The sequence below is a fragment of the Actinomadura sp. NPDC048021 genome (assembly GCF_040653135.1).
In the GTDB taxonomy this organism is placed as follows: Bacteria; Actinomycetota; Actinomycetes; order Streptosporangiales; family Streptosporangiaceae; genus Spirillospora; species Spirillospora verrucosospora.
This window is the reverse complement of the sequence record NZ_JBEZJQ010000002.1, coordinates 322,377-335,728: the sequence shown is the minus strand read 5'-3', so window position 1 is coordinate 335,728 and position 13,352 is coordinate 322,377. Positions and strand designations below refer to the sequence as shown.

13 protein-coding genes and 1 tRNA gene are annotated in these 13,352 nt (G+C 69.8%); 9 read left to right on the top strand and 5 right to left on the bottom strand.

What is annotated here, in order from left to right; all coding sequences use genetic code 11:
- Nucleotides 1-15: 15 nt before the first annotated feature.
- Genes AB0C87_RS04845 through AB0C87_RS04830 form a run of 4 tightly spaced genes read right to left on the bottom strand, consistent with a single transcriptional unit; the run spans nucleotide 16 to nucleotide 4,450 of the window.
- The gene (locus tag AB0C87_RS04845) at nucleotides 16-1,602 is read right to left on the bottom strand and encodes an FtsW/RodA/SpoVE family cell cycle protein (RefSeq protein ID WP_345187118.1); all 1,587 of its coding nucleotides are present in this window, start codon (nucleotides 1,600-1,602) and stop codon (nucleotides 16-18) included.
- Nucleotides 1,603-3,189 (bottom strand): Stp1/IreP family PP2C-type Ser/Thr phosphatase, encoded by a 1,587-nt coding sequence (locus AB0C87_RS04840; protein ID WP_360576592.1) that lies wholly within the window; start codon nucleotides 3,187-3,189, stop codon nucleotides 1,603-1,605.
- Entirely contained in the window at nucleotides 3,186-3,683 is a 498-nt protein-coding gene (locus AB0C87_RS04835; protein WP_345187123.1) for an FHA domain-containing protein, read from the bottom strand. Before AB0C87_RS04835 ends, AB0C87_RS04840 begins: the two co-directional genes overlap by 4 nt.
- 11 nt (nucleotides 3,684-3,694) lie before the next feature.
- Entirely contained in the window at nucleotides 3,695-4,450 is a 756-nt protein-coding gene (locus AB0C87_RS04830) for a DUF3662 and FHA domain-containing protein (RefSeq protein WP_067627928.1), read from the bottom strand.
- Between the two features lie 128 nt (nucleotides 4,451-4,578).
- Here AB0C87_RS04830 and AB0C87_RS04825 point away from each other — a divergent pair.
- Together AB0C87_RS04825 and AB0C87_RS04820 are read left to right on the top strand one after the other, a co-directional pair.
- Nucleotides 4,579-4,661, top strand: a tRNA-Leu gene (locus tag AB0C87_RS04825).
- A 300-nt stretch (nucleotides 4,662-4,961) separates the two neighbouring features.
- Nucleotides 4,962-6,317, top strand: coding sequence for a hypothetical protein (locus AB0C87_RS04820; protein ID WP_360576591.1), 1,356 nt, complete (start codon nucleotides 4,962-4,964; stop codon nucleotides 6,315-6,317).
- A 123-nt stretch (nucleotides 6,318-6,440) separates the two neighbouring features.
- On the opposite strand, the gene AB0C87_RS04815 is transcribed toward AB0C87_RS04820, so the two are convergent.
- Nucleotides 6,441-7,265 carry an NmrA family NAD(P)-binding protein gene (locus AB0C87_RS04815; RefSeq protein WP_360576590.1) on the bottom strand — a complete coding sequence of 275 codons (825 nt, stop codon included), beginning with the start codon at nucleotides 7,263-7,265 and terminating at the stop codon, nucleotides 6,441-6,443.
- 171 nt (nucleotides 7,266-7,436) lie between these two features.
- On the opposite strand from AB0C87_RS04815, the gene AB0C87_RS04810 reads away from it, so the two are divergent.
- The 7 genes from AB0C87_RS04810 to AB0C87_RS04780 all read left to right on the top strand — a co-directional run bounded on the left by AB0C87_RS04810 (nucleotide 7,437) and on the right by AB0C87_RS04780 (nucleotide 13,269).
- A complete protein-coding gene (locus AB0C87_RS04810) occupies nucleotides 7,437-7,961 on the top strand; it encodes an SRPBCC domain-containing protein (protein WP_360576589.1) in 525 nt (174 codons plus the stop codon).
- A gap of 84 nt (nucleotides 7,962-8,045) precedes the next feature.
- Nucleotides 8,046-8,933 (top strand): LysR family transcriptional regulator, encoded by an 888-nt coding sequence (locus AB0C87_RS04805; protein ID WP_360576588.1) that lies wholly within the window; start codon nucleotides 8,046-8,048, stop codon nucleotides 8,931-8,933.
- A gap of 137 nt (nucleotides 8,934-9,070) precedes the next feature.
- Nucleotides 9,071-9,451 carry a VOC family protein gene (locus AB0C87_RS04800; RefSeq protein ID WP_345187137.1) on the top strand — a complete coding sequence of 127 codons (381 nt, stop codon included), beginning with the start codon at nucleotides 9,071-9,073 and terminating at the stop codon, nucleotides 9,449-9,451.
- Between the two features lie 77 nt (nucleotides 9,452-9,528).
- Nucleotides 9,529-11,022 carry a serine hydrolase domain-containing protein gene (locus AB0C87_RS04795; RefSeq protein ID WP_360576587.1) on the top strand — a complete coding sequence of 498 codons (1,494 nt, stop codon included), beginning with the start codon at nucleotides 9,529-9,531 and terminating at the stop codon, nucleotides 11,020-11,022.
- Between the two features lie 227 nt (nucleotides 11,023-11,249).
- A complete protein-coding gene (locus AB0C87_RS04790; RefSeq protein ID WP_360576586.1) occupies nucleotides 11,250-12,362 on the top strand; it encodes a serine hydrolase domain-containing protein in 1,113 nt (370 codons plus the stop codon).
- Between the two features lie 68 nt (nucleotides 12,363-12,430).
- On the top strand, nucleotides 12,431-12,631 hold the full coding sequence (locus AB0C87_RS04785; protein ID WP_360576675.1) for an SRPBCC domain-containing protein: 201 nt from the start codon (nucleotides 12,431-12,433) through the stop codon (nucleotides 12,629-12,631).
- A gap of 56 nt (nucleotides 12,632-12,687) precedes the next feature.
- Nucleotides 12,688-13,269, top strand: a complete 582-nt coding sequence (locus AB0C87_RS04780) for a dihydrofolate reductase family protein (RefSeq protein WP_345187144.1) — start codon at nucleotides 12,688-12,690, stop codon at nucleotides 13,267-13,269.
- The last annotated feature ends 83 nt before the right edge of the window (nucleotides 13,270-13,352 follow it).

Below are 13,352 nucleotides of genomic sequence, written 5' to 3'. Positions count from 1 at the left end.
TTCATAGGGGGGAAGTCACCTCGTGCTCACGATCTGGGTCATGCCCTCGTCCTGGATCGCCTGCGGGGCCGGCTTGCGCGCGTCGTGGCTCATCCGCACCAGGATCGCGATCAGAATCCAGTTGGCCATCAGCGACGAACCGCCCTGGGACAGGAAGGGCGTCGTCAGGCCGGTGAGCGGGATGAGCCGCGTGACGCCCCCGACGATCACGAAGACCTGGAGGGCCAGCACGAACGACACGCCGCCCGCGAACAACTTCAGGAACGGGTCCCGCGCCGCCACGGCCGTCTTCATCCCGCGTTGCACGATCAACGCGTATATCAGCAGCAGCACCATCAGCCCGGTCAGCCCGAGCTCCTCGCCGAGCGAGTCGAAGATGAAGTCGCTGAAGGACAGCGGCGTCCGCCACGGCTCGCCCTGGCCGAGCCCGGTGCCGAGGACGCCGCCCTGGCCGAGCGCGAACAGGCCCTTCATCAGCTGCGCGCTGTCGGAGTACTCCCCGCCCAGCTCCGCGCAGGCCGAGAAGCCCGGCGAGATGGTGCCCTGCGCCTTGTACTTCTTGTAGATGGTGGTGTCGGGGTTGACCGGGACGACCTTGCCGCTCTCCAGCAGGCAGCCGCCGTCGAAGTACGGCTTGGGGTTCTGCCAGATGTCGATGCGCTGGTTCACATGGCCCATGAACGGCAGCAGCGTCGCGACGAACACGCCGACCGACAGCAGCCCGACACCGATCACCACCCACGACACCCGCTGGGTCGCGATGTACAGCATCGACACGAACAGGCCGAAGAACAGCAGCGCGGTGCCGAGGTCCTTCTGCATGAACAGGACGCCGAGGCAGAAGAACCAGATCACCATGATCGGGCCGAGGTCGCGGGCCCGGGGCAGGCTGATCGGGCCGACCTTCTTGCCGATCAGCGACATCGCCTGGCGCTTGTTCACCAGATACCCGGCGAAAAAGACCACCAGCAGCAGCTTCGCGAACTCGCCCGGCTGCACTGAGAACGGACCCAGATGGATCCACACCCGGGCGCCGTTGATCTCCGCTCCGATGCCGGGGACGATCGGCAGCAGCAGCAGGACGACCGCGGTGAGCCCGATCAGGTACGTGTAGCGCTGCGCGGTCTTCGGCGTGAAGGACAGCGGAGCGTCCGGCTTGTCGGTGTCGCGCATGATCAGCACGGCCCCGACGAACAGGGCGATCCCGATGAACGTCCACATCAGCTGGCCGGGCGCGTCGGCGGCGTCCGGGAGCAGCTTCTTGCCCGCGGCCGCCGCGACCTTGCGGTCGTGGCTGGTGTCGAGGTCCAGGCGGTAGATCATCGCCAGCCCGATGCCGTTCAGCGCCACGGCGAGCGGCAGCAGCAGCGGGTCGGCGTAGGGGGTGAACTTCGCCTGGATCAGGTAGGCGATGAACGCCAGGACGGCCAGGCCGCCGCCGTACACGAACAGGCCGCCGGGGATGTTCCCGTCACGGGCGAGGCCGACCTCCGCGAACGCCGACAGCGTCAGGATCATCGCGAAGGCGAGCAGGGCCAGCGACGCGGCGTTGCGCCGCTGGTACGGGAGGTGGGCCCGGATCTGGTCCCCGATCGATTGCATTTACGAGCTCCCTCCGCTGGAGGGGCAGTCCTTGATGGACGGGGTGCGCTGCTTGCACTCTTCCCGGTGCGCGCCGAGCTGGTCGAGCTTGGCCTGCGCCGCCTTCTGCCCGATGAACACGAGGGTGCCCTTCTCGACCGCGGTCACGTCCGAGGCGGGCAGCTCGTCGATCCGGATGTCGCTCTTCTTGACCGAGGACTGCCGGCAGTCCTGCTGCTCGCGGCCCTTCACCATGACGACCTTGCCGCCCTCGCCGATGAGCGAGTACTTGCAGACGGCGCTCTCCAGCTGCTTCAGCGCCTTCGGGCCGTCGACGGTGTAGGTGTCCTTGACCTGCGCCTGGAGCGCCTGGGGGAGGTCGGCCACCAGGATCGGCTGCTTCGGCTGCTCCTTCTTCGCGGCCTCGCGGGACAGGCTGAGGCCCGGCACCTTCTGCGTCGTCCCGCGGTAGAGGACGACCTCGCCGTCCTTGTTCGCGCCGATGTAGTAGCCGTTCCGGACGTTCTGCAGCAGCACGAACCCGCCCGCCACGACGCCCACCACGACCACGCCCGCCACCACGACCAGCCACGTCCAGCGCCGCGTGCCGCCGCGCCGCCCGCGCATCTGCCGGGCCTGCGGCATCGCGCCCGGCGCCGGCGGCGGGCCCATCGGGTCGCCCATCGGCATCGGGGCCTGCGGCGGCGGCATCTCGTCCACCGCCACCGGCGGCTGCGGGCGGGTCTCGCGCAGCTGCGCCGCCCGCCCCGCCGGGGTGTCGGCGACGGTCGTGTTGGACCCCGTCCCCCCGCCCGGCGGCTCCGGCGGCGCCGCGTTGGCCGCCGCGCCCACCGCGTGGCCGGGCCCGCCCGTCGGGGGCTGGCGCTCCAGGTCCACCACGTCGGCGACGACGCAGGTGATGTTGTCGGGGCCGCCGCCCCGGTTCGCCAGGTCGATCAGCTGCCGGACGGCCTGCTCGGGGTCGTCCACGTCCGTGAGCACCTGGAAGATCGTCTCCGCCGTGACGACGCCCGACAGGCCGTCGGAGCACAGCAGGTACCGGTCGCCGACCTTCGCCTCGCGCAGCGACAGGTCGGGATCGACCTCGCCGCGGCCGTCCAGCGCCCGCAGCAGCAGCGAGCGCTGCGGGTGCGAGGCCGCCTCGTCCGGGCTGATCCGCCCCTCGTCGACCAGGGACTGCACCAGCGTGTGGTCGTGCGTGATCTGGAACAGGCTGCCGTCGCGCAGCAGGTAGGCACGCGAGTCCCCGATGTGCACCAGCGCGACCTGGTTGCCCGCCCACAGCATCGCCGTCAGCGTCGTCCCCATGCCCTGCAGGGCGGGGTCGGACTCCACGATGCGGTGCAGGTTGTCGTTCGCCGTCTTGACCGTGTGCTCCAGCGCGGCCAGCAGCTCGGTCGCCGGGAGGTCCTTGTCGAGCGCCCGCAGCGCCTCGATGGCCGCGGCGCTCGCGATCTCGCCGCCGACGTGCCCGCCCATCCCGTCGGCCACCGCGAGCAGGTGCGCGCCCGCGTACGCCGAGTCCTCGTTGCCCTCGCGCAGCATGCCGACGTCGGAGCGCGCGGCGTAGCGGATTCCCAGTGTCATTTGCGCAGCTCGATCACGGTCTTGCCGATACGGACCGGAACGCCCGGGGGAACCGGCATCGGCCGGCTCACCTTCGTGCGTCCGAGATACGTCCCATTGGTCGAGCCGAGATCTTCCACGATCCACTGACCGTCCTGCGCGAAAAGTCGGGCATGCCGGCTCGAAGCGTAGTCGTCGGTCACGACGAGCGTGGCGTCATTGGCCCGGCCGATGGTGATGGGCACCCCCGTGAGGTCGATGACGGTGCCGGCCCGCTCGCCCTGGACCACCACGAGCTTGGACGGGGCGCCGTGCTGGGCGCTGTGCTGCGGCCGCGGCGGCTTCGGCTGCCTGGCCGGCCGGGGTTGACGGGGCTGGGACGCGCGCGTGGCCGCCTTCGACGCGGCCTTGGAGCCGAACAGGTCGGCCCTGATCACGCCGACGGCCGCGATGACGAACAGCCACAGCACCGCGAGGAACGCCAGCTTGATCAGCGTGAGGGTGAATGGGGACATCGGAGTCGGGGTTACTCCCTATCGCGGCGGAACACAAGAGTGGTGCGGCCCATCGTGACCCGGGAGCCGTCGACCAGCGTGACCCGCCGGATCGGCTGCCCGTTCACGAACGAGCCGTTGGTCGACCCTAGATCCACGAGAGCGATTTCGGGACCTTCTACGCGGATCTCGGCATGGTGCCGTGACACGCCGGGGTCGACGAGGCGCAGGTCGCAGTCGGTGCCGCGACCCAGCAGGGTCACGGGAGTGTTGATCTCGTAGGTGCGCTGAGTCGTGTCCGATCCCTCCACCGCCGTGGTCACCAGAAGCCGCGGATGCCCCCCGAACACCCCGCCCCGGCCGCCCTGCGGCACGTCGCTCACCGGCCGGCGGATCTCCCCGCCCTCGACCGTCGAGCCCCGGATCACCCCCGACCTGATGCGGAACATGCCCGTGGCGAGATCTCCCGCGTTCTCGAACCGCACGCGCACCGGACCCACGAAGGAGTACCCCTGCTCCTTCGCGTACTCGCGCGCGAGGTTCGCCAGCTCCTGGCTCAGGCTGTCGGCGTACACCTGGAGCCGCTGCCCGTCCTGCTGAGAGATCTCCACGACGAAGTCGTTCGGCACGAGCGTGCGGCCCTGTGCCACGATCGCCGCCCGATCGTCCATCTCGCGCTGCACAGCGCTGGCCACCTCGACCGGCTGCAGCTCGGACTTGAAGGCACGGGCGAAGGCCCCTTCGACCATGCCCTCAAGCCGTCGCTCGAAGCGCTGAATGACGCCCACGGGCACCTCCCTTCCCCACTGGTAGACGATCGTATCGGTGCGAAGGTTCGCTCGACGTATCTGGATACCTAACCACCCCCGACCCCGTGCTAGCCTTTTCAGGCACCCGGAAACGGGACGGCACCCACGGGCGGGTGGCGGAACGGCAGACGCGCACGGTTCAGGTCCGTGTGTCCGAAAGGATGTGAGGGTTCAAATCCCTCCTCGCCCACACAGGGTAGTGACGCAAGTCGTAGCCCCACAGTGACGGAACAGACCCCGGAGCGACAAGCTCCGGGGTCTTCTTCGTTACGGGGGCCACTCTTCTGTGACAGCAGAGGCAAGGAGCCGCCGCTCACGAGAGCGGCTGTCCCTTTAGGCGTGGTTCGTGGTGGTGGCGGAAGGCGGTCGTGGCGCAGGCCCTCGCCGGGCGCAGCCCGATGATGATCACGATCGGGTTGCGGGGGGCAACCCGGTCGCCGGGCCGGACGTCCTGACAACGCTGATCATCGCGCCCACCCAAGGGACACTCGTGCTTCGTATCGCCACCACCGGGATGACGTCCGTCCTCATCCTCGGCACATTGACGGCCGCTCCCGCCCTCGCCGACGGGGCGGCGTCCATCGTGCTCGCCGCCCAGGCCGCCTCCGTCGACCCCGACAACCCCACGACCACGATCATCGGGAAGGTCGTCGCCGCGGACGGAACCCCCGCCGCGAGCATCCCGGTCGACCTGTCCACGAACACCGGATGGGGCTCGGTCGACGACGCCACCACCGCCGATGACGGCACCTTCACCGCGACGCTCAGGCCCAACGGGGCGAGCGACTCGGTGAGCGTCTGGGCCGATGTGCCGTCGCTCGGACTCCACTCCGACGCGGTGACCGTCCAGGTCGTCCACGGGAAGACGCAGACGACCCTGATCGGGAGCCGAGCCGGCCTGGACGAGGGCCAGCCCCTCACCCTCAGCGGTCAGGTCACCTACCAGGGCAGGCCGCTGTCCGGACGGACGGTCGCCATCGACCCCGCCGTCGACCCGTCCCGCTGCACCACGCCCATGTACACCTTCCAGGCCAGAACGGACGCCGAAGGCCGGTTCAGCAGCACCATCAAGCCGCCCTGCACCGCGACCTACGTCGCGCGGTCACCCGCGGCCGGTTTTTACGAAGGCTCCACTGCGACCCTCCCCGCGGTCAGCGTCCGCCCGGCCACGAAGACCTCGCTGTCGGCGACCATGGACGCCTACGGGCGTTTCCGGGCGCGGGGCTCCCTGTACGCGGCCTCCGCCGGCGGAGACGTGAACGGCAAGCAGGTGCTCCTCGAATACTCCCCCAACGGCCGCACCGGCTGGCAGACCGTCCGCAGGATGAAGACCAGCTACGGACAGTTCAGCGCCTCGTTCAACGTGAACAACTCCGGCTACTGGCGGGCTCGCTTCGCCGGGGACACCACCGCGGCCCCCTCCGTCAGTTCCGTGCGCAAGACGTGGCGATGGTCGACCAAGATGTCCAAGCTGAAGGCGTCCTCGACCAAGGTCCGCAAGAACCGCTACATCACCGTCTCCGGGACCCTGAGCCGCTACTACAGCAGCAAGAACCGTTTCGGCGCGTTCCCCGGCCAGAAGGTGCGCATCATCTTCCGGTTCCGCGGCAAGAAGACCTGGTACCACGTCAAGTGGGTGAAGACCAACAGCAAGGGCCGCTACACGGCCAAGGTCCGCGCCTACGGGGACGGCTACTTCGCCGCCACTTTCGCAGGCACCCGCGACACCTGGGCCACCGGCACGCCCAATGACCGCTACGTCAACACCTACGCCGTCCCGTCCCCCGGCGGCCGTTCCGGCCCGCCTCCCGTCACGACCGTTCTCCCGTGGCGAGGCGACCGGTAGCCATCGCGCCGAACCACGACCACCGCTGACCGGCGGGACGAGACCGACGTCCCTACCTGCGGAAGAAGGCGGCGGGACGGACGCCGCGTGCCCGTCCCGCCGCCTTCCCCCGTTGGTCACCGATCAGGAGCGGAAGGCGGCGGCGTTCTCGGCGGACCACTGGGCGAAGCTGCGCGCGTCGCGGCCGGTGATCTCCTTGACGGTCGGGACCACGGTGTAGCCGGCCTCCGGCGTGCTCCCCAGCGCGGTGACGAGGAACTCGATGGTCTCCTCGCCCATGCCGTCGCCGCGCCACTTGGCGCGCGCCTGGTCCACGGTCAGCTCCACGAACCCGACGTCCGTGCCGATGGCCGCGCTCAGGATCGCGACCTTTTCCCTGAGCGTGATCGCCTCGGGGCCGGTGATGGGGAGGGCCTCGCCGCCGTGCCCGCCCTCGACCAGCACCGTGGCGGCCACGGCGGCGATGTCGCGCTCGTGCACCAGCGCGCTGAGCCGGTCCCCGAACGGCTCCTTGATGATCCCCTCGGCCTTGATCGTCTCTGCCCACCAGCGCAGCGTGTTGGACATGAACTCGACCGGCTCGAGCAGCGTCCACTCGATGCCGGTGGCGGCCAGAGCCTGCTCCAGCGAACCGTTCGCGCGCCCGCCGAGCACCGTGACCCGCCGGACGCCCGCCTCTGCGGCCAGCTTCACCAGACCGGCGCCGTCGGGCAGGGGCGTGTAGTCGTCACCCGCGAAGTTGATCAGGTGTGCGGCCTCGACGCCGTCGAAGACACCGGTCAGTGAGTCGAGGTCGGCGAGGTCGCCGGCGACGACCTCGACACCGTCGGGGAAGGCGGCCCGGGCGGGGTTCCTGGTCAGCGCGCGAACCGGCCGCCCCGCCGCGCGGAGCTCCTCGACGACGAAACGCCCGACGGTCCCGGTGGCACCTGTGACGAGGAAAGTCATGATCGAACCCCTAACTTTGCGGAACGGAACGTTCTGCTCCCATCATAACAGAACGGAACGCTTCATTCCACTGTCACGACGAGCCTTCGGGGTGGAGGGCGACCTTGCATGGCTAACGTCATTAGCCTTATGGTTATGGCTAACAGCATTAGCCATGAGGGAGGGGTCGTTATGGCCGTCCGCATCGTTCGCATCGCGGGGATCGTGGTCGTCGCACTCGGCGTCGTCATCGGGAGCCTGTACGGCTGGACCCGGAGCCACCCGCACAAGCTCAGCGCCGACATCGAGATCAACGCCTCCGCCGCCCAGGTCTGGCAGGTGCTCACCGACTTCCGGTCCTATCCCGAGTGGAACCCGTTCATCCTCAGCGCCGTCGGCGAGCCGAGAAAGGGCGCGAAGCTGGTCAACAAGCTGGCCGGCACGGACGGCGGGAAGGGGATGACCTTCAAGCCGACCGTCCTGGTCGCCGACCCCGGGCACGAACTGCGCTGGATCGGCCGGTTCGGTGTCCCGGGCGTGGTCGACGGCGAGCACTACTTCCTCATCCAGGAGACGGGCCCTGGGCGGGTCAAGCTGACCCAGGGGGAGAACTTCACCGGCTTCCTGGTGCCCTTCGCCGGGAGCGCGATCGACGTCCAGGACAACTTCGCCGCCATGAACGCCGCGCTCAAGCAGCGCGTCGAGGCTGCGCACTGAGAGAAGACCTCACCGTGAGCGCCTTCGTCAGGTAATTGCCTTATGTCAAGCTTGTTCCTGCATGCGGCGCGAGGCGGGGGGCCTGTGGAACTGCGGGACATCGAGATCTTCCTGACCCTGGCCGAGGAACTGCACTTCGGCCGGACCGCCGAGCGGCTGCACGTCACCACGGCCCGCGTCAGCAAGGCGATCAAGAAGCAGGAACGCGCCATCGGGGCCGAGCTCTTCGCGAGGAACAGCCGCAACGTCCGGCTCACCCCGCTGGGCGAGCAGCTCCGCGACGACCTTCGCGAGCTGCACCAGGGGCTGACGCGGACCCTGGAACGGGCCCGGATGGCCGCGACCGGCAAGACCGGCACGCTGCGGATCGCCCTGTTCCCGGCCAACGTCCAGGAACTCCGCCCGTTCTGGGAGACCTTCCGCGCCCGTCATCCGCAGTGGGACATCCGTCTGCGAATGTCCGCGTACCGGGATCCGTTCACGCAACTGCACCAGGGAGAGGCCGACATCCTGGTCACCTGGTTCCCCGTGGAGGAACCCGGCCTCACCATGGGCCCCCTCATGTTCACCGAGCCGAGAGTGCTGGCCGTGGCCGAGGGCCACCCGCTCACCAGATGGTCCTCGGTCTCTCTGGAGGCGGTCAGCGACTTCGAGCACATCACCGTCGAGCCCGTCCCGGACTACTGGTTCGACCGCTACGTGCCGGAGGTCACCCCAGGGGGCCGCCTGATCAGCCGGACCGCCAACGTGGGCAACATCGAGGACATCCTCGTGAGCGCGGTCCTGGAAGGGACCGTCTCCCTCTTCCCGGCCCACGTGGCCAGGTACTACCCCCGCCCCGACATCGCCTACCTGCCCGTCAGGGACATGGAGGCGCTGCCGTTCGGGCCGGTGTGGCACGGCGCCGCGGAGAACGACATGATCCGCGCCTTCGCCCGGGTCGTCCGCGACCTCGGGCCGCTGTCCGGCTGAGACCGTCAACCCCAGGGGCAACGAACCGTTGCCGCAACCGCCGTTGATCGCGGCGGCCTCCCCGGCCGATGCTTGCTCCGTCCGAAGAATCCCTATGCCGGGAGAGAGTCCCCCATGCATCTTCCTGGCCTCCCGAGATGAACGTCGTCTCGTCGACGGTGTTCCTGACCGTCGTGGATCCGCGAGCCTCCAGCCGGTTCTTCACTTCCCATCTGGGATTCCGCGAGGTCCTGGCCGGCGAGGACTTCGTGGGGCTGGGACGCGACGACGCGGCCGTCGACCTCGTGCTGGAGCTGTTCGATCCTGAGCTGCGTCCGCCCGGGCGGGGTCTGGCCGACGTGGTCGTGTCGTTCGCGGTCACCGGCCTCGCAGCCGAGCACGAGCGGCTGCGGAGCGAGGGGGCGACCATCGTGGCCCCGCTCCAGCTGGCCCCCTGGGGTGAGCTCCGCCTTCGGCTGGCCGACCCCAACGGCGTGATCGTCCAGCTCACCGAATGGCTGCCTCCCGCAGGAGCCTGACCCCTTTCGACAGCCCTCTCAGCGGCCGCCTCGACCGGGCGGCCGAATTCCGCCATGCGTTCAGAGGAAGAATCCACATGACCATCACCCTCGCCGACCGGGAAAAGAGCGTTCTGCGGACCGCCGCCTACGGCGCCGTTTCGCTGATGGCCGCCGCCGCCGGTTCGCCGGGCAAGGCCGCCGCCCAGGGCTCCCTCAACCTGACCACCGCGACCGGGCCGGTCGGGCACGTGCTCGCCGGGAAGACGAAGGACATCCGGCTCGACGGCACGTCCGTGGCCGAGCTGGCCGACCGCGTGCTGCCCGCCCTCACGGAGGCCGTGAGCCTGCTGCGGCGGGCCCCGGAGGAGGCCGGCGACTTCCGCCGCACCGTCTCCGTCGCCGTCGACGCCGCCGCCCGCGCCCACAGCGGCGAGCCCGGCCCCGCCGCGGCCGAGATGGCCCGCAAGATCAACGAAGCGCTCGACGCCGGGACGGCCGACCGGGAGCGTCCGGAGCTGCAGAAGATCATCCAGGAGATCGTCGACTCGGGCCTCACCGGGGTGACGCTGCGGGTGAACGACGAACGGGGCGAGTGGGTCGGCGCCGCCGGGCTGAGCGAGCTGGGCGGGGACACGCCGCCGCCGGTCGACGGGCACGTCCGGATCGGCAGCAACACCAAGACGTTCACCGCGGTCGTGGTGCTCAAGCTGGTGGCCGAGGGCACGGTCGGACTGGACGCCCCGGTGGCCGGCTACCTGCCCGAGTTCGACCTGGACCGGCGGATCACGGTGCGGATGCTGTTGCAGCACACCAGCGGGATCTTCAACTTCACCGGCGAGTACTACGACGACGGCACGTTCGCGCCGGGCATCCCCGCCACCCCCGCGGGCAAGGAGTGGGTGGACAACCGGTTCCACACCTACCGGCCAGAAGAGCTGGTGCGCCTGGCGCTGTCCAAGCCGGCGCGGTTCGAGCCGGGCACCGACTGGAGCTACGCCAACACCAACTACGTGCTGGCCCGGCTGCTGATCGAGAAGGTCACCGGCCGACCGGTGGCCGAGGAGATGCAGCGGCTGGTCCTGGGGCCGCTCGGCCTGTCGGGCACCGTCCAGCCGAGCAGCGCGACCGACATCCCCGAGCCGCACGCGCACGCCTACTACCGGTACGAGGAGGACGGCCGGCCCCAGACGGTCGACGTCACCCGCCACAACCCGTCCTGGATCTCCAGCGGCGGCGACATGATCTCCACCAGCCGCGATCTGGCCACGTTCATCTCCGCGCTGGCCGGGGGCCGTTTGCTGCCGGCCGACCTGCTGGCCGAGATGTGCACGCCCGAGTCCAAGGCCGGCTACGGCCTGGGCGTCTTCGTGCAGCCGGTGCCGGGCGGCGGCACGGTCATCACCCACAACGGCGGTATGGCGGGCCACGCGGCCCTGATGTACAGCACGCCCGACGGCGGCACGACGCTGACCGCCACGCTGAACTACGTCGATGACGCCGCCATGTCCATGGGCGCGGCGTTCCAGGAGGCGACACAGCGCCTGGTCGCCGAGGTGTTCGGCAACGGCCAGGCCGGACCGGCTCGATAACCGGGCCGCGCACCAGACCCCGAAACGGACCTACCGGTGGGCGAACCGACGGGGCCACGCGGCCGCTCACCGGCGTCCGGCCCCCACTCCGCAGTGAAACGAGGAACGATGAGAATCCAACCCCCACCAGCGACCAAGGCCCTGCGGCGAGTGGCCGTCACAGCATTGGCCGCCGCGCTGGTGGCCGGGACGCGGTCAGCCCCGCTCCGGCCAGCGCGCACGGCGGCGTGACCGGGCCGACGGCCGCTGCCGGGCAGGACCGCTCGCAGTTGCAGAAGGCCATGCAGGCGTTCGTCGACGCCGGTTTCACCGGAATACAGCTGCGCGTGCGCGATGCGCGGGGCGAGTGGGTCGCCAGTGCCGGAGTGCGCAAGCTGGGTGCGGCCGCCAAGCCGCCGACCAACGGGCGGTTCTGGACGGGCAGCGTCGTCAAGACCTTCTCCGCGACCCTGATGCTGCAGCTGGTGGCCGAGGGGAAGGTCGGACTGGACGACCCGGTGGCCGGCTACCTGCCGGACCTCGGCCTGGATCGGCGGATCACGGCGCGGATGCTGCTGCAGCACACCAGCGGCCTGTTCAACTACACCGGCGAGTACTACGACGACGGCACGTTCGTGCCGGGGATTCCCGCCACCGGCGACGCATGGCTGAACAACCGGTTCCGCAGCTACCGGCCAGAAGAGCTGGTACGCCTGGCGCTGTCCAAGCCGGCGCGGTTCGAGCCGGGGACGGACCAGAACTACTCCAACACCAACTACACGCTCGCCCTGCTGGTGATCGAGAAGGTCACCGGCCGCTCCTACGCCGAACTGCTGCAGCGGCGGAGCCTGCGGCCGCTCGGGATGTCGGCCACCATGGTTGCGGGCAACCGGACGGAGCTTCCCGCGCCGCACGCCCACGCTTACTACAGCTACCAGGGCCAGACGGTCGACATCTCCCGGCAGAACCTGTCCTTGCTGGTCGGTGCGGGCGACCTGATCTCCACCACCCAGGATCTGTCCACGTTCTTCTCCGCGCTGAACCGGGGCAGGCTCCTGCCGGCCGAGCTGCTGGCCGAGATGCGCCGGCCGTACGGGGAGCTCAGCTACGGGCTCGGGGTGTTCGCGGAGGACATGGGCCCGAAATGCGGCACCGTCTACCAGCACAACGGCAGCCCGCCCCACGGCTACGGCGCGCTGATGTACAGCTCGCCCGACGGCAAGACGACCCTGACCGGCTCGGTGACCTGGGTCGACTCGGCCACCCGGGGACCGGTGAAGGACTTCGAGAAGCTGCTGGACACGCTCGTCAAGGAAGTGTTCTGCGGCACGCCCGCCGAGCGGACCAAGCCGACGCGGTGAACGAGGGCGGGGTTCCGGCAAGAAACGCGTGACAGGCTCCAACATCGGGTGCTCCGGGCTCCCGGGTCATCGACACCCCGCGGGAGCTGGTGTTCGAGGCGTTCACCGAGGCGCGGCACCTGTCGCGATGGTGGGGGTCCCGATGGGTTCACGACCACCACGCGGGCGTTCGAGTCCCGCGTCGGCGGGGAGTGGGACTGCGTGATGCACGGGCCGGACGGCGCGAAGCCTGTGTCACCGGGAGCCTTGGGAAGCGCGCGGAGGGCTGATGGCCGGGAGGGAGAACCACTGAATGGAGCACATGATGTCGGATACCACCTGCCATATGTCGATCTCGCTGGACGGCTTCGTCGCCGGACCCGACCAGAGCCGCGAGGACCCCTTGGGGAAGCGGGGGCGGGAGTTGCACGGCTGGCACATCGGCGACCCGCGGGCCAACGATGCGGACGAGATCGCGAAAGGGTGGCTGATGCGCCCGAGGGGCGCGTACGTCATGGGCCGCAACATGTTCGGCCCGATCCGCGGGGACTGGGACGAGGACTGGTCGGGCTGGTGGGGCCCCGAACCGCCCTATCACGCGCCGGTGTTCGTCATGACCCACCACCCCCGCGATCCGATCCCTATGGCCGGGGGGACGACGTTCCACTTCGTCACCGACGGCTTCGACGCGGCGTACGCCGCGGCGCGCCAGGCCGCGGGTGACAAGGGCGTGGACATCGCGGGCGGCGCCTCGACCGTTCGGCAGGCACTGGCGGCCGGCGTGATCGACGAACTCACCCTCGACATCGCGCCCGTGCTGCTCGGTTCGGGCGAGCGGATCTTCGAGGGGGTCGAGTTCGACTTCGAGCCCGTTGAGGTGCTCCACTCCCCGCTGACCACCCACATCCGCTACCGCCACATCGGCTGACCACGGAAAGGATGGCACCGAAACGTCACAGGCCACGCCCGTTACAGCAGGTCCGAGCTCGGCGACCGCGGCGTCGAGCGCGC

Excerpts from the sequence above, each read along its gene's own strand:
- AB0C87_RS04845 (WP_345187118.1), bottom strand. The coding sequence starts at position 1,602 with ATGCAATCGATCGGGGACCAGATCCGGGCCCACCTCCCGTACCAGCGG.
- AB0C87_RS04840 (WP_360576592.1), bottom strand. The coding sequence starts at position 3,189 with ATGACACTGGGAATCCGCTACGCCGCGCGCTCCGACGTCGGCATGCTG.
- AB0C87_RS04835 (WP_345187123.1), bottom strand. The coding sequence starts at position 3,683 with ATGTCCCCATTCACCCTCACGCTGATCAAGCTGGCGTTCCTCGCGGTG.
- AB0C87_RS04815 (WP_360576590.1), bottom strand. The coding sequence starts at position 7,265 with ATGACTTTCCTCGTCACAGGTGCCACCGGGACCGTCGGGCGTTTCGTC.
- AB0C87_RS04810 (WP_360576589.1), top strand. The coding sequence starts at position 7,437 with ATGGCCGTCCGCATCGTTCGCATCGCGGGGATCGTGGTCGTCGCACTC.
- AB0C87_RS04800 (WP_345187137.1), top strand. The coding sequence starts at position 9,071 with ATGAACGTCGTCTCGTCGACGGTGTTCCTGACCGTCGTGGATCCGCGA.
- AB0C87_RS04795 (WP_360576587.1), top strand. The coding sequence starts at position 9,529 with ATGACCATCACCCTCGCCGACCGGGAAAAGAGCGTTCTGCGGACCGCC.
- AB0C87_RS04780 (WP_345187144.1), top strand. The coding sequence starts at position 12,688 with ATGTCGATCTCGCTGGACGGCTTCGTCGCCGGACCCGACCAGAGCCGC.